The sequence below is a fragment of the Mycolicibacterium tokaiense genome (assembly GCF_010725885.1).
GTDB classification, from domain to species: Bacteria; Actinomycetota; Actinomycetes; order Mycobacteriales; family Mycobacteriaceae; genus Mycobacterium; species Mycobacterium tokaiense.
Genome location: NZ_AP022600.1, coordinates 1,977,635 through 1,993,356, shown reverse-complemented (window position 1 = coordinate 1,993,356; position 15,722 = coordinate 1,977,635). Strand labels below are relative to the sequence as shown.

General features: G+C 66.9%; 16 protein-coding genes and 1 tRNA gene. 5 read left to right on the top strand and 12 right to left on the bottom strand.

Going from position 1 to position 15,722, the window contains the following annotated elements; translation table 11 throughout:
* Positions 1-34 precede the first annotated feature (34 nt).
* Positions 35-988 (top strand): alpha/beta hydrolase, encoded by a 954-nt coding sequence (locus G6N58_RS09505; protein ID WP_232067799.1) that lies wholly within the window; start codon positions 35-37, stop codon positions 986-988.
* A gap of 7 nt (positions 989-995) precedes the next feature.
* On the opposite strand, the gene G6N58_RS09500 is transcribed toward G6N58_RS09505, so the two are convergent.
* From G6N58_RS09500 to G6N58_RS09490, 3 genes are all read right to left on the bottom strand, one after another.
* Positions 996-1,086: transfer RNA gene (locus G6N58_RS09500), tRNA-Ser, on the bottom strand.
* Positions 1,087-1,141: 55 nt separating this feature from the next.
* Positions 1,142-1,591 carry a nucleoside deaminase gene (locus G6N58_RS09495; protein WP_068919436.1) on the bottom strand — a complete coding sequence of 150 codons (450 nt, stop codon included), beginning with the start codon at positions 1,589-1,591 and terminating at the stop codon, positions 1,142-1,144.
* Positions 1,591-2,118: a tRNA adenosine deaminase-associated protein gene (locus G6N58_RS09490; RefSeq protein ID WP_115278907.1), complete on the bottom strand. Its 528-nt coding sequence runs from the start codon at positions 2,116-2,118 to the stop codon at positions 1,591-1,593. Before G6N58_RS09490 ends, G6N58_RS09495 begins: the two co-directional genes overlap by 1 nt.
* A 95-nt stretch (positions 2,119-2,213) precedes the next feature.
* Here G6N58_RS09490 and G6N58_RS09485 point away from each other — a divergent pair, with 95 nt between their 5' ends.
* Entirely contained in the window at positions 2,214-3,158 is a 945-nt protein-coding gene (locus G6N58_RS09485; RefSeq protein WP_115278908.1) for a prephenate dehydrogenase, read from the top strand.
* On the opposite strand, the gene G6N58_RS09480 is transcribed toward G6N58_RS09485, so the two are convergent.
* From G6N58_RS09480 to G6N58_RS09460, 5 genes are read right to left on the bottom strand one after another with little or no spacing between them, the layout of a single operon-like run.
* Positions 3,121-3,714 carry a putative glycolipid-binding domain-containing protein gene (locus tag G6N58_RS09480; RefSeq protein WP_068914504.1) on the bottom strand — a complete coding sequence of 198 codons (594 nt, stop codon included), beginning with the start codon at positions 3,712-3,714 and terminating at the stop codon, positions 3,121-3,123. The two genes, G6N58_RS09485 and G6N58_RS09480, sit on opposite strands and share 38 nt — an antisense overlap.
* Positions 3,711-4,499, bottom strand: coding sequence for an ABC transporter permease (locus G6N58_RS09475; RefSeq protein WP_115281617.1), 789 nt, complete (start codon positions 4,497-4,499; stop codon positions 3,711-3,713). The genes G6N58_RS09480 and G6N58_RS09475 overlap by 4 nt, the downstream gene beginning before the upstream one ends.
* An 8-nt stretch (positions 4,500-4,507) precedes the next feature.
* The gene (locus tag G6N58_RS09470) at positions 4,508-5,173 is read right to left on the bottom strand and encodes an ABC transporter permease (protein WP_068914503.1); all 666 of its coding nucleotides are present in this window, start codon (positions 5,171-5,173) and stop codon (positions 4,508-4,510) included.
* Positions 5,174-5,176: 3 nt separating this feature from the next.
* A complete protein-coding gene (locus G6N58_RS09465; RefSeq protein ID WP_115278909.1) occupies positions 5,177-6,280 on the bottom strand; it encodes an ABC transporter ATP-binding protein in 1,104 nt (367 codons plus the stop codon).
* Positions 6,281-7,225, bottom strand: coding sequence for an ABC transporter substrate-binding protein (locus G6N58_RS09460; protein ID WP_068914501.1), 945 nt, complete (start codon positions 7,223-7,225; stop codon positions 6,281-6,283).
* A 57-nt stretch (positions 7,226-7,282) separates the two neighbouring features.
* Between G6N58_RS09460 and G6N58_RS09455 the strand changes: the two genes are divergently transcribed.
* Positions 7,283-7,639, top strand: coding sequence for a LapA family protein (locus tag G6N58_RS09455; protein ID WP_068914500.1), 357 nt, complete (start codon positions 7,283-7,285; stop codon positions 7,637-7,639).
* Here the strand turns inward: G6N58_RS09455 and G6N58_RS09450 are convergent.
* From G6N58_RS09450 to G6N58_RS09440, 3 genes are read right to left on the bottom strand one after another with little or no spacing between them, the layout of a single operon-like run.
* The gene (locus tag G6N58_RS09450) at positions 7,632-8,435 is read right to left on the bottom strand and encodes a transglutaminase-like domain-containing protein (protein WP_115278910.1); all 804 of its coding nucleotides are present in this window, start codon (positions 8,433-8,435) and stop codon (positions 7,632-7,634) included. The two genes, G6N58_RS09455 and G6N58_RS09450, sit on opposite strands and share 8 nt — an antisense overlap.
* Positions 8,436-8,461: 26 nt before the next feature.
* Complete coding sequence (locus tag G6N58_RS09445) at positions 8,462-9,067, bottom strand: histidine phosphatase family protein (RefSeq protein WP_068914498.1); 606 nt, start codon at positions 9,065-9,067, stop codon at positions 8,462-8,464.
* A gap of 34 nt (positions 9,068-9,101) precedes the next feature.
* Entirely contained in the window at positions 9,102-10,979 is a 1,878-nt protein-coding gene (locus G6N58_RS09440; RefSeq protein WP_115278911.1) for an alkyl/aryl-sulfatase, read from the bottom strand.
* Between the two features lie 35 nt (positions 10,980-11,014).
* Between G6N58_RS09440 and G6N58_RS09435 the strand changes: the two genes are divergently transcribed.
* Positions 11,015-12,313: an aspartate aminotransferase family protein gene (locus G6N58_RS09435; RefSeq protein ID WP_115278912.1), complete on the top strand. Its 1,299-nt coding sequence runs from the start codon at positions 11,015-11,017 to the stop codon at positions 12,311-12,313.
* Between the two features lie 332 nt (positions 12,314-12,645).
* On the opposite strand, the gene G6N58_RS09430 is transcribed toward G6N58_RS09435, so the two are convergent.
* On the bottom strand, positions 12,646-14,031 hold the full coding sequence (locus tag G6N58_RS09430; RefSeq protein WP_115277645.1) for an IS256 family transposase: 1,386 nt from the start codon (positions 14,029-14,031) through the stop codon (positions 12,646-12,648).
* A gap of 60 nt (positions 14,032-14,091) precedes the next feature.
* Between G6N58_RS09430 and G6N58_RS09425 the strand changes: the two genes are divergently transcribed.
* On the top strand, positions 14,092-15,720 hold the full coding sequence (locus G6N58_RS09425; RefSeq protein ID WP_115278913.1) for a DUF222 domain-containing protein: 1,629 nt from the start codon (positions 14,092-14,094) through the stop codon (positions 15,718-15,720).
* Positions 15,721-15,722: the final 2 nt, after the last annotated feature.

The window sequence follows — 15,722 nt, the reverse complement described above, 5'->3', positions numbered from 1 at the left end:
CCACGGCGTCGGCGCCGGTGGCACAGTGGTGGCCGTGACCTACCTGGAGTCCAGCGACCACCCCGACCTGTTCGTCGACCACGCGTTCCCTGAGCAGTTGGTGGACCTCGGCGAGATCCGGATGAACTACGCCGTCACCGGCGACGCGGCGCATCCGGCTCTGCTGTTGATCCCCGGGCAGAGCGAATCATGGTGGGGCTACGAAGAAGCCATGGCGCTGCTGGCCGACCGCTTCCAGGTGTTCGCGGTCGACCTGCGTGGGCAGGGCCGCTCCACGTGGACGCCGGGGCGCTACAGCCTGGACGTGTTCGGCGGCGACCTGGTGCGATTCATCGACCCGGTGATCGGCCGCGAGGTGGTGGTGTGCGGGCTGTCCTCGGGCGGGGTGATCGCGGCCTGGCTGTCGGCCTTCGCCGCTCCCGGGCAGGTGCGCGCCGCGTTCTACGAAGACCCGCCGCTGTTCTCGTCGCAGACCACTCCCGCGGTGGGACAGTCGATTCGGCAGGGCATCGGCGAGATCTTCCGCGTCTGGCACAAGTGGCTGGGCCCGCAGTGGAGCATCGGCGACTATGCGGGCATGCAGGCTGCGATGGGCCGCGAACTCCCCGAATGGATGCGCGCCATGCAGCTGGCCGCCGGGGCGTCCCACGATTCCAACGAGCCGCCCCAGAACCTGCTCGAGTACGACCCGGAATGGGGTGACGCCTTCGTCTCCGGCCGGGTGGCGCTGACCTGCGACCACGAGGCCATGCTCCGCCAGGTCAAGGTCCCGGTGCTGTTCACGCACCACTTCCACGTCGAGGATCCGGACACCGGAAACCTGCTGGGCGCCATCAGCGACCACCAGGTCAATCACGTCCGCAAGCTGGTCGAAGGCGCAGGCAACTCGTTCACGCTGCGGGAATTCCCCGAGATGCCGCACTCGATGCACGGCGCCGCCCCGGCGACGTATGTCGCAACGTTGACGGAGTGGCTGGCCGGGCTCTAGACAAAAATGGCGGTGGCGGAGGGATTTGAACCCTCGGACGGGGGTTACCCGTCACACGCTTTCGAGGCGTGCTCCTTAGGCCGCTCGGACACGCCACCGTGTGGCAGCTTACCGGTCTCCTGCGCCGCGCCCTAATCGCGCGCTGATCAGGCATTACCGCTGCCGCGCGAAGAACTCCTCCAGCAGGGCGGCGCACTCGTCGGCCAGTACCCCGCCGCGCACCTGCGGGCGGTGGGTCAACCGGCGGTCGCGCACCACGTCCCACAGTGACCCCACCGCGCCTGTCTTCGGTTCCCACGCCCCGAACACCACCCGCGCCACCCGGGCCATCACCAGCGCGCCGGCGCACATGGTGCAGGGCTCGACGGTGACCGCCAGCGTGGCGCCCTCCAACCGCCAGCCGTCCCCATGGGCCACCGCCGCGGCCCGCAGGGCCAGGATCTCCGCGTGAGCGGTCGGGTCACCGAGGGCTTCGCGGGCATTGGCCGCGCGGGCCAACTCGATGCCGGCGGCGTCGAAGACGACGGCCCCGATCGGCACGTCCAACGGCCCCACCTCGGATGCGGCGTCCAGAGCTGCGGCGATGGCCTCGGAGTCGGCGATCACCGATCGAGTTTGTCCAGCACCGCCGTGAGTTCGTCGGCGAAACCCATCTCCCGGGCGATCCGCATCAACTGCTCGTCGGCGTACAGGTCGTTGTCGGCCAGGATCACGCCCAGCACGGCACCCGGGAGCCCGAGATCGGCCAGCACCCCGAGGTCACCCTCTTCGTAGGGGTCGGACTCCTCGAGCTCCTCCTCGTCGACATCGACGTCCAGTTTCTCCAGCACCTCGTAGGCCAGGTCGTAGTCCAGCGCCGCCGTCGCATCCGAGAGCAACAGCCGGATGGTGCCGGGTGCCGGGCGCAGGATCACGAAGAATTCGTCGTCGATGTCGAGCAGGCCGAAAACAGCTCCGCTGCTGCGCATCTCACGCAGCTCGGTCTCCGCAGCGGTGATGCTGCCCAGGGCTTTGGCCTTCATCGGGGTACAGCGCCACTTGCCGTCCTCCCGGACGACGGCCACGCCGAAGCCGTCCGCGGCGTCGAGCGCTTCCGGTACATCCTGCTTCGACGCTCGCTGCGGTCCCATAGTTGCTAACGCTAATACGCACACACCGCAGTTGACCAGGGCAGCACCGGCCGCCGCGGGCGGTGTGCAACGCTGGCAGCGTGAGCGGTCCAGCAGTGTGTGTCCTCGGTCTCGGCCTGATCGGCGGTTCGCTGATGCGCGCCGCGGCCGCGGCCGGCCGGACCGTGTACGGCTACAACCGATCGGCCCAGGGAGCCGAAGCAGCCACCGCCGACGGCTTCGACGCGACCACCGACCTGCATCGGACGCTGCAGCGCGCCGAGTCCCAGCACGCCCTGATCGTGATCGCCGTGCCGATGCCTGCGGTTGGGCAACTGGTGGACGCCATCGCTGCGACCGCGCCAACCTGCCCGCTCACCGACGTCATCAGCGTCAAGGGCGCGGTGCTGGCCGACATCGACCGCGCCGGTCTGCTGGCCAACTACGTCGGTGGACATCCCATGACGGGCACCGCATTCTCCGGCTGGACCGCCGGGGACGCCGGCCTGTTCACCGGAACCCCGTGGGTGGTGTCGGTCGACGACCACGTCGACCCCGCGGTCTGGGCGGCCGTCGCCGAACTCGCCCTGGACTGCGGGGCGTTTGTGGTGCCGGCGCGCGCCGACGAACACGACGCCGCCGCCGCAGCGATCTCTCATCTGCCCCACCTGGCCGCCGAAGCCATTGCCGCGACGGCCGCGAGCACCCCGCTGGCCTATGCGCTGGCCGCCGGGTCATTCCGGGACGGCACCCGGGTGGCCGCCACCGCGCCCGATCTGGTGCGCGCGATGTGTGAGGCCAACGCCGAAGACCTGGTGGTGATGTTGGACCGTGCCCTCGAGCTGCTGAACCAGGCCCGCAGCTCCCTGGCGGAGCACAAGTCCGTGCAGGCTCTGGTGGAGGCCGGCTACGCCGGGCGCACCGCCTATGACGCGTTCGATCGGCCGGGAATCGAGTCGGTCACCGTCGGCGCCGACGGATGGCGCGATGCCCTGGCTGCAGCCGGTCGCGCCGGCGGCGTGATCAGATCCGCTCTGCCAGTCCTGGGTAGTCCACGATGAAACCGTCGTCGTCCACGGTGATGGTGGTGTTGGCCACGGGTGAATCCAGCTTGATCCCGTCGGGGCCGCTGGCGTAGGTCACCGCCGCCGGCGCCACCTCGAGCTCGGGGATGCGCACGTAGACAACCTGCAGGTTGACGGTCTCGGCCGCTTCGTGGAGGCCGGCGCGCCGGATGGGCAGGGTGTTGAAGAAGGGGCTGAACACCACGTCCACGTCCAGGGCGCCGTCGAACTCCGAGCGTGACGTCTGGCCCGAGTGCTGCTGGATCACCCACATGTTCTCTTCGTCGCGGGCGATGGACAGCTGGCGTTCCCGCTCAGCCGAGGTGACGGTCAACGACAGCCGTTTGGTGGCACCTTTGTCGTCGGTCACGAGGTCATAGGACGCGCTGAACGCCGGGGTCGTGTCGTCTGCGGCGGACACGATCCGGCCGTATGCCTTGATTCGCTTGCCCGACAACTGCACCCGCACCGATTCCATCCGTGTCGCGCTGTGGGCGCGCCATGTCAGGATCTGCGGCCAGGCACTGTCGTCGTGAGCGGTGGCTGCACTCATTCCTCTACCGTAGGCGACGGGCCCCCGCGATCGTAGCCCGGTCGGCCAGTTGTATTGATCGGATGTGACGGCGGCCGGGATTCGAGGGCAACCTCGTCGTCGATCAGGGGCTGCGGTACCCGGCGGAACCGGCCCGTACCAGGCACCGACGCCCACACCGCCAGCGCCAGCAACCCGTCGATGATGAGCGCCAGCAGCGTGACCATGAGCGCGCCCACCAGCGCGAGATAGAACTCGCGGATCTTGATCCCGTCGATCAGGTACCGGCCCAGGCCGCCGAGGCTGGCGTAGGCGGCCACCGTGGCGGTCGCGACGATCTGCAGCGTCGCGGTGCGCAGACCGCCCAGGATCAACGGCATCGCGTTCGGTGTTTCCACCCGCAGCAGGATCCGCGTCTCGGTCATGCCCATGGAGCGGGCCGCGTCGACGACGTTGCGGTCCACGTTGGCGATCCCGGAGTAGGTACCGGCGAGCAGGGGTGGGATGCCCAACAGCATCAGGGCCACCGTGGGCGGGACCAGTCCCAGCCCCCAGAGCAGCACCCCCAGCAGCAGCACGCCGAGGGTGGGCAGGGCGCGCAGCGCGTTGACGCCGGTGACCACCAGGAAGGTGCCGCGACCGGTGTGGCCGATCAGCATGCCCACAGGGATGGCCACCAGCGCGGAGAAGAACACCGCGACGACGGTGTACTGCAGGTGTTCGACGATGCGGGCACCCAGCCCGGCCGGGCCGCCCCAGTTGGCCGCGGTGAAGATGAAGCTCAGCGCGTCGGTGAGGAACGCCATGGGACCCATCAGGCACCTGCCTTCGCGGTGCGGGTGGCGCGCGCCGGGCGGGCCCACGGCGTCGCCAGCTTCCCGGCGAACATGATCAGGGTGTCGATGATGATGGCCAGCACGAAGATCGCGATGATGCCGGCGATGATCTGGTCACTCTTGTTGGACTGGTACCCCTCGGTGAACCAGGTGCCCAGGCCGCCGATGCCGATCACCGAACCCACCGACACCATCGAGATGTTGGTCACCGCAACCACGCGCAGGCTGGCCACCATCACCGGAACTGCCAGCGGCAGTTCGATTTTCAGCAGCCGGGTCAGGGGTTTGTAGCCGACGGCGGTCGCGGCGTCGAGCACCGCAGGCGATACCGCGTCCAGCGCCTCGGGCACCGCCCGCACCAGCAGCGCCACCGTGTAGAGCGTGAGAGCCACGATGACGTTGGTCTCATCGAGAATGCGGGTGGGGATGATCAGCGGCAAGACCACGAACAGCGCCAGCGACGGGATGGTGAAGATGATGCTGGCAGTCACCGTTGTCAGCCGCCGCAAGGCGGTGTTGCGCCGCACCAGCGCACCCACGGGCACCGCGATCAGCAGTCCGATGACGATGGGCACCAGGGACAGCCGGAGGTGGATCACCGTGAGCGTCCATAGATCGTCGAGGTGGGTGAACAGGTAGTTCACGGCTCAGCTCCGACTCGACCGCTGGGACTCCAGGGCTTTCAACACGTCGTCGGCCTTCACCCCGCCGGCCACCTGACCCGAGGCGTCCACAGCAACACCGAGTCCCGACGGCGAGGACAGCGCCGCGTCGAGCGCCTGCCGGAGGGTGTCGTCCGGGCGGAACAGCGAGCCACCAGCAATGGTGCTGTCGTACAACGAGCTACCGCCGCGGTGCAGCTTCACGCCGTCGGCGTCGATCCAGGCATAGGGGGTGCCGTCATCCCTGGTGACCAGAGACCATTCCCCGTCGGCCAGCGACAGGGCGTCGATGCCGCCCTCGGTGACGTGGGTGAGCGGATGCAGGGGGATTCCGGTGGCGCCGAAGAACTGCAGCCCCCGGTAACCGCGGTCGGCGCCGACGAAGCCGGCCACCGCATCGTTGGCCGGATTGGACAGCAACCGGGAGGGTTCGTCGTACTGCTGGAGTACGCCGCCGCGACCGAACACCGCCACCCTGTCCCCCAGCTTGATCGCCTCGTCGATGTCGTGGGTGACGAACACGATGGTCTTGCGCAGCTCGCTCTGCAGCCGCAGGATCTCGGTCTGCAGGTCCTCGCGGACCACCGGGTCGACGGCCGAGAACGGTTCGTCCATCAGCAGGATCGGCGGGTCGGCAGCGAGCGCACGGGCCACCCCGACACGCTGCTGCTGCCCGCCGGAGAGCTGCGCCGGATAGCGGTTGGCCAGCTTGGGATCCAGGCCCACCCGCTCGAGTACTCCGTAGGCGGCTTTGCGTGCGCTTCTGCGGGATTCGCCGCGCAGCACGGGCACTGTGGCGACGTTGTCGATCACCCGCTGGTGCGGCATCAGCCCGGCGCTCTGGATGACGTAGCCGATGCCCAGGCGCAGCTTCACCGGGTCCACCTTGGTGACGTCGTTGCCGTCGACGGTCAGCGTCCCGGAGGTGGGGTCGATCATCCGGTTGATCATCCGCATCGATGTGGTCTTGCCGCAGCCGGACGGACCGACGAACACCGTCAGCGTGCCTTCCGGCACTTCGAGATCGAGCGTGTCGACGGCGACGGTGCCGTCCGGGTACTGCTTGGTGACCTTGTCGAAGGTGATCATCTACCCGCCGATCGGTGTGTCGAAGCCATTGTCCTGCACCCACTTCTGCGCGGCCTCGTCCGGATCGACACCCTGGTTGCCTTCCACCGAGGTGTTGAGGTCGATCAAATCCTGGGTGGTCAGCTTCGCCGACACCGCATCGAGGATGGTCTTCAGTTCGTCGGACATCTTCTGTGAGCTGACCACCGGCACCACGTTGGCGGCCGGGAAGTTGTTCTTCGGGTCCTCGAGGACCACCAGGTTGTTCTGGGGGATGGCCGGAGAGGTGCTGAAGATGTCTGCGGTGGTGACGGTGCCGTCGACCAGGGCCCGCACGGTGGCCGGACCGCCGCCGTCACTGATGGCGATGAAGTTGTTGGGGGCGATGTCCAGGCCGTACTTCTCTTTCAGACCCGGCACGCCTTCGGCGCGGTTGAGGAACTCCGAGGGCGCACCGAGTTTCACCTCGGGTGAGTACCGCGCCAGGTCCTCGATGGTCTTGAGGTTCCACCGCTGCGCCGTCTCGGCTGTGACGGCCAGGGTGTCGACGTCCTCGGCCGGTGACGGCGTGAGCATGGACAGCGCACCCGGCAGCGCCCGGTGTAGGGCCAGCTCGACGTCTTGTGGGGTGGTGGCCGTGGTCTCGGGATCGAAGTACTTCAGCAGGTTGCCGGTGTACTCCGGAACGAGGTTGATCGAAAAGTCCTGCAGCGCAGGGATATACGTCTCACGGCTGCCGATCCCGAATTGGCGCGAGATGGTGAAGCCGTTGGCTTCGAGGGCCTGTGCGTAGATCTCGGCGATGATCTTCGATTCCGGGAAGTCCGCGGAACCGACGGTCAGCGTCTTAAGGTCGCCGGATATCTCCCCGCCCCCGAGTGGGTTGGAACTGCCGCAGGCGGTCAGCGCGAGCGCCGTCGCCATCACTGTCAGCAGGATCCGCATGCGGGCGCGCAGCCTGGTCATCGAACCGACCCTAGCGTGACTGTTTGCTTCCGTCGCGCAAAGGGCAAAGATGGGCCTATGAGCACCGACCCGACCGCCGCGTCGCCGGAACCGTTTGATCCCGTCGCGGACCCTGCCCCGACCAGCTCTCCACCGCCTCCGGAATCAGCGGTCAAATTCACCCGCGCTGCCGCCCTGTGGGGATCACTCATCTTCGGTTTCCTGATTCTGATCGTGCTGCTGATCTTCATTGCACAGAACACGGAGTCCGCCGAGTTTGCGTTCCTCGGCTGGCGCTGGAGCCTGCCGCTTGGGGTCGCGATTTTGTTTGCCGCTGTGGCGGGCGGGCTGTTGACCGTGGCGGTGGGTGCGGTGCGGATCTTCCAGTTGCGCCGAGCCGCCAAGAAGAACCTCAAGGCGGGTGTGCCTAGGTGATCGACACCAACTGATCCACCGAATCCTTCGGAAGGTCCCCGTCCACCACCGCGGTGACGGTGGCGTTGTTGAGGGTGATCGATCCCTTGTGGTTGTCCAGGAACGCGGTATCGGCGGCGTCGCGACCTGTCGCGATCCGCACCATGGCCTGACGCGGAGCGAGGCATGTGGCGTCTACTACCCGCCAGTGACCGTCGACAAACGCCTCGGCGACGGCGTGGAAGTCCATCGGCTCGCAGCCCGGTGCATACACCGCGACCAGCCGGGCCGGGATGTTGACCGCCCGTAGCAGCGCGATCGTCAGGTGCGCGTAGTCCCGGCACACCCCAGCACCGGCCAGGAGCGTGTCGGCGGCGCCGTCGATCGGGTCGCTGGAACCCGGTACATAGGACAGCCGGGTGCCCACCCACGAGGACACCTTCTCCAGAATCGTGACCGAGTCGGCGTACTTGCCGAACTCAGTGGCGGCGAAACCGAAGAACTTGTCGGCCTCGGCGTAGCGGCTGGGCCGTAGGTAGGTGGACAGGTCGATGTCGGTCACCGGTGCCGGTTCCGCGCGGCCGACGACGCTGGCCGAGTAGCGCGCCTGCAGCAGGCCGGTGCCCGCGTCGAACTTGTGGATCCGGTTGCCGTGCTCGCCGGTGATCTCCTGCGCCCGGATCTCTGTGCCGTCCAGCGTGAACGACAGCTCCTCGGTGACCTGCGCCCCGGGTTGTGGAGCCACCGCGATCTGGAACTCGAGGGTGGTGGGCGCGGTGATCGCCACGTCCAGTTCGGCAGCGACGTCACGTTTCATCCGGCAAAGCTACCTTGTCCGGCTGCTCAGCGCCGATTGCGAGGCAACAGATCCCAGACGTGGTCGGTGCCGTTGACCGCCACGACGGTTGCCGAACCGGTGCGTGAGTAGAGCAGCCGGGTCACCGACACATAGTCGATAGGGAAGGACAGCAGCCGTCGCGTGCCCAGGATCTCGTGCAGCAGGACGTTGATCACGCCGCCGTGACTGAACACCGCCACGGTGTCCTCGTGCTCGGCCTCGGCCACGATGTCGGCGACCGCGGCCCCGATCCGGGCGCGGAAAGCGTCCTCGTCCACGCCGCCGGGCAGGTGACCGTCGGCCATCCTGGCCCAGTCCTCGGGACGCTCGGACCGCAGCAGCTCCACCGGCACGTAGGCAGCCATGTCGCGGTCGTACTCGGCCAGCCTGTCGTCGATGTCGACGGGCAGGTCACGGGCCGCGGCCAACGGCTGCGCCGTCTGCACGGCGCGGCGCTGTGGGCTGCTGACGAGCCTGGCCAGCGGGTACCGCTGCAACGCCTCGGGGAGACGCTGGGCCTGCTCCATCCCCTCCGCCGCCAGATCCGGGTCGGAGCCCTGTCCCTGCTCGGTGCGGTGCGGCAGTGCATGCCGGATCAGAAGCAATTGCATGCAGGCAACCCTATGGGCTTGCCCTGGGCAACTCTCAGGGCGTGACGATGTTGAACGACGGGTCCGGCTTGTCCAGCACACTGACCAACTGCTGCAGCACCGCCGGATCACCGCCCACGTCCAAGCCCGGCGAGGTGAAATCGCCGGCCGCCAGTGCCAGGATGCGCACCTTCGCGGCCAAGGTCAACGTTGCCCCCGCGGTAGCTGGGTCGGCCGCGGTCTTGCGGTAGACGAGCACCCCGTTGCTCAGTGTCAGCCGGTAATTGGACCCCAGATCAGTGAATGAGATGTCCACCGCCAGCTCGAGTTCCCAGGCCCGCGGGCCGTTGACGCTGATGGCCAGGGCATCGAAGATCTGCTCCGGGCTCAGCTGCTCCAGCAGGGTCGGCGAGGAGGTCTCCCCCGGGGTGCCGAAATTACCCACCCGCAGTTCGGTGGCGCCGGCCAGGAAGAAGTTGCGCCAGGTGGCACATTCGGCACCGTAGGCCAGCTGGTCCAGAGTGTCGGCGTAGAGCCGGCGGGCGCCGTCGTGATTCTCATCGGTGAAGATCACGTGATCCAACAGGGTTGCCGCCCAGCGGAAGTCACCGTCGTCGAAAGCCTGCTGCGCCACTTCCACCACCCGGTCCGGGCCACCGATGGCCGCGACGTAGCGTGGACCCAGCGCCTCGGGCGGGTGCGCCCACAGCCGGGCGGGATTGCCATCGAACCACCCCATGTAGCGCTGGTACACCGCTTTGACGTTGTGGCTGACCGAGCCGTAGTAGCCATGGGTGTGCCAGGCTTTCTCCAACGCGGGCGGCAGCAAGAAGTTCTCGGCGATCTCGATGCCCGTGTACCCCTGGTTCAGCTGCCGCAGCGTCTGATCGTGCAAATAGGCGTACAGATCGCGTTGCAGCCCAAGGTATTCCACGATGCGGTCCGCACCCCAGGTGGGCCAGTGGTGCGAGGCGAACACCACGTCGGTGCGGTCGCCGAAGCTGTCGATGGCCTCGGTCAGATAACCCGACCAGCCGTGGGGGTCCCGTACCAGCGCGCCGCGCAGTGTCAGCAGGTTGTGCAGGTTGTGGGTGGCGTTCTCGGCCATACACAGCGCGCGGAAACCCGGAAAGTAGAAGTGCATCTCGGCGGGCGCCTCGGTGCCCGGGGCCATCTGGAACTCGATCTCCACGCCGTCGATCACATGCGTCTCACCGGTGGTGGCGATGTCCAACGTCGGGACGATCACCGCCACCTCGCCGCCGGAGGTCGTCTGGCCCAGACCGCAGCCCACCTGCCCGAGCGGCCCCTTCTCGAGAGCGGCGCCGTACATGTAGCCGGCGCGGCGGGCCATCGCGGTGCCGGCGTAGACGTTCTCCTGAACGGCGTGGGCCAGGAAGCCCTCCGGTGCGATCACCGCGACCGTGCCCGCGTCGACGTCGGCCTGGGTGGTCACCCCGAGTACACCGCCGAAGTGGTCCACGTGGCTGTGGGTGTAGATGACGGCCGTGACGGGACGCTCTCCGCGATGGGCGCGGTAGAGCGCCAACGCCGCGGCGGCGGTCTCCGTGCTGATCAGCGGGTCGATCACGATGATGCCGGTGTCACCCTCGATGAAGGTGATGTTCGACAGGTCCAGACCGCGCACCTGGTAGATGCCCTCGACCACCTCATAGAGGCCCTGCTTGGCCGCCAGCTGGGACTGCCGCCACAAACTGGGGTGCACGGTCGTCGGCGCCTCGCCCGCCAGGAAGTTGTACGCGTCGTTGTCCCAGACCACCCGCCCGTCGGCCGCAGTGACCACACAGGGCTGCATCGCGGCGATGAAACCGCGGTCTGCGTCGTCGAAATCGGTGGTGTCCTCGAACGGCAGAGTGGCCAGGTGCGCGGTGTGCGCATTCTCGATGGGGGCAGTCGGCGGCTTCACGGCCATCACAGTAGTGCGCTCAGCCCTTAGCATGGTTGAACATGGAGCGAACGAGTGACTTCTGGACTGACGTGGATCGACATGTGCTGCGCTACGGAGTGCCATTCGTCCCTCGAATCATCGCGCGGGGCAAGGGAAGCTACGTGTACGACGCCGAGGACAATCCGATCCTGGATTTCACGTCCGGGCAGATGAGCGCGGTGCTGGGCCACGCGCACCCCGAGATCGTGGCCGCGGTGTCCGGGGCGGTCGGCACACTGGACCATCTCTACAGCGGCATGCTCAGCGCACCGGTGGTGGATCTGTCGCGCAGGCTGGCCGAGACGCTGCCCGATCCCCTGGCGAAAGTGCTGCTGCTCAGCACGGGTGCTGAGTCCAACGAGGCGGCCATCAAAATGGCCAAGCTCTACACCGGCGGCTACGAGATCGTGTCCTTCGACCGGTCCTGGCACGGGATGACCTCAGGGGCGGCGTCGGCCACCTACAGCGCTGGGCGCCGCGGGTACGGACCGCCGGTGCCCGGCAACCTGACTCTGCCGACGCCGAACGCCTACCGCTCCCCCTTCCGGCGCGCGGACGGCAGCCACGACTGGGAGTCCGAGCTGGCCTACGGTTTCGCTGCCGTCGACGCCCAGTCCGCCGGGAGCCTGGCCGCCTGTCTGATCGAGCCGATCCTGTCCAGCGGCGGGATCATCGATTTACCCGAGGGTTATCTGCGCCGGCTGAAGGAGTTGTGCGCCGAGCGGGGCATGCTGTTGATTCTGGACGAGGCGCAGACCGGGATCGGGCGCACCGGGTTGATGTACGCCTTCGAGCGCGACGGGGTGACACCGGATCTCCTGACGCTGTCCAAGACGCTGGGCGCCGGGTTGCCGGTGGCGGCGGTGGTCACCAGTGACGAGATCGAAAGCGTCTGCCACGAACGCGGTTTCCTGTTCTTCACCACTCACGCCTCCGATCCCTTGGCGGCGACCGTCGCGCTGACAGTCCTCGATGTGGTCGAGCGGGAGAAACTCGTGGACCGCGCCGCCGATCTGGGTGAGCAACTGACCGCGCGGCTGATCGGGCTGCAAGAGCGTTTCGAGCAGGTGGGCGACGTCCGCGGACGCGGCCTGTTGCAGGGCGTCGAGTTGGTGGCCGACAAGACCTCGAAGGCACCCGCCGACGCCCTGGGTGCCGCGGTGACGGCGGCCTGCCTGCAGCGCGGTCTGCACATGAACATCGTGCAGCTGCCCGGGATGGGTGGGATCTTCCGCATCGCCCCGCCACTGACCATCACCGATGACGAACTGCATTCCGGCCTCGACATCCTGGAGTCCGCGCTGGCCGACACGGTGTAGGCGCCGAGCGTGCGTGTTTGTACGGGGGCGCGCCGTGGTTTGTGTGCAGTGTGCGCACGCTCGGCACGGGTGAATCCTGCTCTGCCACTGGGGGTGCCGGCTTCTCGAGTGTGGAGTTGAGACCCACTTTGGGGGGTTCGGTGGGGGTCAAGTCCACACTCGAGATTCGGTAAAACTCATCTGTCACTGCTGTTTTCGGCGGCCAGTTTTTGTCGGACCCGGTCTATATCGTGGGGTCATGTTCGCAGGGTTGCCCGATTGCGCAGCGCGGTCGCAGATGACCGGAGCTTGTCAAGACTTTTGTGTATGAGCCGCGTTGGTTAGTACGCTGGTTAGTAAATGTATGGCTCTAGTCGGTCTGGGTAGGCCAGGACCAGGGCGCCTAGTGCGTGCTTCCACCCAGTGACGATGGCGCCTTCGACGAGACGGTTACTTTGCTTGTACCGCTGGGGCGTCGTTCGGTCGCGGTGACGAACGCGTTCTCGGGAGCGTTTGTCTTCGATATCGCAGATCGCAAGCCACAAAAGCTTCACTGCCGCTTGATCATTCGGGAAATGACCACGATTCTTGATGATTTTGCGGAGTTGATAGTTCAGCGACTCGATGGCGTTGGTGGTGTAGATAATTTTGCGGACGGCCGGCGGGAACGACAGAAACGGAATGAAGCGGTCCCAGGCTGCCTCCCAGGCTCGAACCGTAGTCGGGTACTTCTTCCCCCAAGCGGACGCGGCGAACTCGTGCAGAGCGATTTCCGCGGCATCGATGGTGGGTGCGGTGTAAATGAGGCGCAACGCAGAGGCCACCTGTTTGCGATCGCCGTAGGCAACAAAACGCATCGATGACCGAAGGAGATGCACCGTGCATGTTTGCACGATGGTCTGCGGCCACGTCGCGGCAATCGCGTCGCCGAAGCCGGTTAGCCCATCCACACAGGCGATGAGCACGTCCTTAACGCCACGATTGGCCAGCTCAGCGCACACTCCAGCCCAGAATTTCGCTCCCTCGGTGGGCTGGACCCAAATCCCCAGCACGTGGCGGATCCCGTCCATATCGACTCCGACAGCGATGTGAGCGGACTTGTTTCGGACCTGATGACCGTCGCGGATCTTGATCACCAGAGCGTCCAGATAGACGATCGGATACATCGGATCCAGCGGCCTGCGCTGCCACTCCAGGACCTCTTCGAGCACCGCGTCGGTGATCTTGCTGATCGTCTCCCGCGAGATCTCGGTGCCGATCGTGGTGGCCAGGTGATGCTCGATGTCGCGGACGGTCATCCCGCCGGCATAGAGGCTGATGATCATCGAATCCAGTCCACCGATGCGCCGCGAGCCCTTCGGAACCAGCATCGGAATGAAGCTGCCGTCACGGTCACGTGGAATGGCCAGGGTGACGTCGCCGACCTCGCTAGAGACTGTCTTGGCGCTGAAACCGTTGCGGGCGTTGGGAAGTACCCGCCCAGCGGGATCGCCCTTGTCGTAGCCGAGATGGCCGGTCAGCTCCGTCTGCAGGCCGCGCTCCAGGACCGCCTTGACCATCTCCTGCAGAAAGCCACCTTCGCCAGTCAACTGCAGCTCACCCGCGTCGATCTTGGCCAGCACGTCGTCGAAACCGCCCGAGGCCTTCAACGCCTCGAACGCCTGCCGGCCTGACTCCAGCCGGTCTACTTCCTCGCCGTTATCGCCGTCACCGGCCTGACTGTCCTGCCGAACAACCATGGACATCATCGTGCTCCATCTGGCTCATGCAGCTCCTACACAAACCATCTGACACGCCCGATGACCGACGTGCAACTCGACGATGCGATCACCACCTACACCGCCCTGGCCGCCACCGTCGCCGCGCACCGGTTGTTGTTCATCGCGGAGAAGACCAGCCGCACCTACACCGACGACTACGACACCGTCGAGGACACCGAAGCCGCCTGGAAATCCGCCGCCGCCGAGATCTCGTTGGCCAGCGACACCAGCCACGGCCGCGCCTCCAACGACATGGAAATCGGGTTGGCGTTGGCGACTCGGTTGCCGAAGGTCGCTGAGTTGTTGTTGGGCGGGCAGATCTCGGAATACATCGCCCGACGCATCGTGCACCGCACCACCAACATCATCGACCCCGACGTACTCGCCGTCGTCGAAACCCACCTCGCCGAGGCCGCCACCACCTGGGGTGCCCTATCGGTCAAGAAACTCGATAACGCCATCGACATCTGGGTCAACCGGTACGACCCCGCCGCGGTGCGCCAGGTCCGGGTGCGGGTCCGCGACCGCGGTGTGGAGATCCTGGAAACCAAAGACGGGGTCACCGAGGTCCTGCTGCGCCTCACCGGTGCCGATGCCGCTCTGTATTGGCAGCGGATCACCGCGATGGCCAAAGGGGTCTGCACAGACGACCCCCGGACCCTGAATCAGCGCCGCGCTGATGCCCACGGGGCGCTGGGAGCCGGGTCCTTCCACCTGGCCTGCCAGTGCGGGAACCCGGACTGCCCCGCCGCCGCCGACGATGATGGCCGGGCCTCGCAGGTGGTGGTGCACATCTACACCGAAGCCGAGACTTTGGCGGCGCAGCCCGATCCGTTGATGGACGGCGATGCCCCGCTGCCGCCCGACCCCGGCCAGCCGCGCAGTGACATCACCCTGGTCTACCCCGACGGCACCCGCGTGCACCTCGACGGCACTCGCGAACCCGCCCGCGAGAACCAGGCCTCCCACGACGGCCCGGCTGCCGAATGCCGACCCGCAGCAGAAAATGAGCCCGAGACCGAGGACCAGCCCGAGGTCGACCAGACGACCACACCAGCACCCTGCGTGCCCAATCCGCCGCCGGGCATCCTGGTGGGCTTCGGCGCGATGCCGGCGCCGCTGATCGCCGCGCTCATCGCCCGAGGCGCACCAGTCCGCCACCTCACCGCACCGGGGACGGATCCCGAAAGCCGCTACCGACCGTCAACAGCCCTGCAGGAGTGGACCACCGCCCGCGACCTGACGTGCCGGTTCCCGAACTGCGACCGCCCCGCCCAGTTCTGCGAATGGGACCACACCACCCCCTGGCCGGCCGGCAAAACCCATGCCTCCGGCGGCAAGATGTACTGCAAACTGCACCATTTCGGCAAAACCTTCTGGACCGGGTGGACCGACAGCCAAGCCCCTGACGGCACCATCACCATCACCACCCCCACCGGACAGACCTACACCAGCAAGCCCGCCAGCCGCCTGTACTTCCCCACCATCAACACCACCTCAGCTCCCATCAACACCCCGCCGCCGACACCCACCCCGCCCGGCAAGATCAACCACATCCCCACATACCGAAAACGCAACCGAGCCAAGCAACGCATCTACCGCATCAACGCCGAGCGCAAACTCAATGACGGCCGCGCGGCCGAAGCCACCCGGCCGCCACCGTTCTGAGC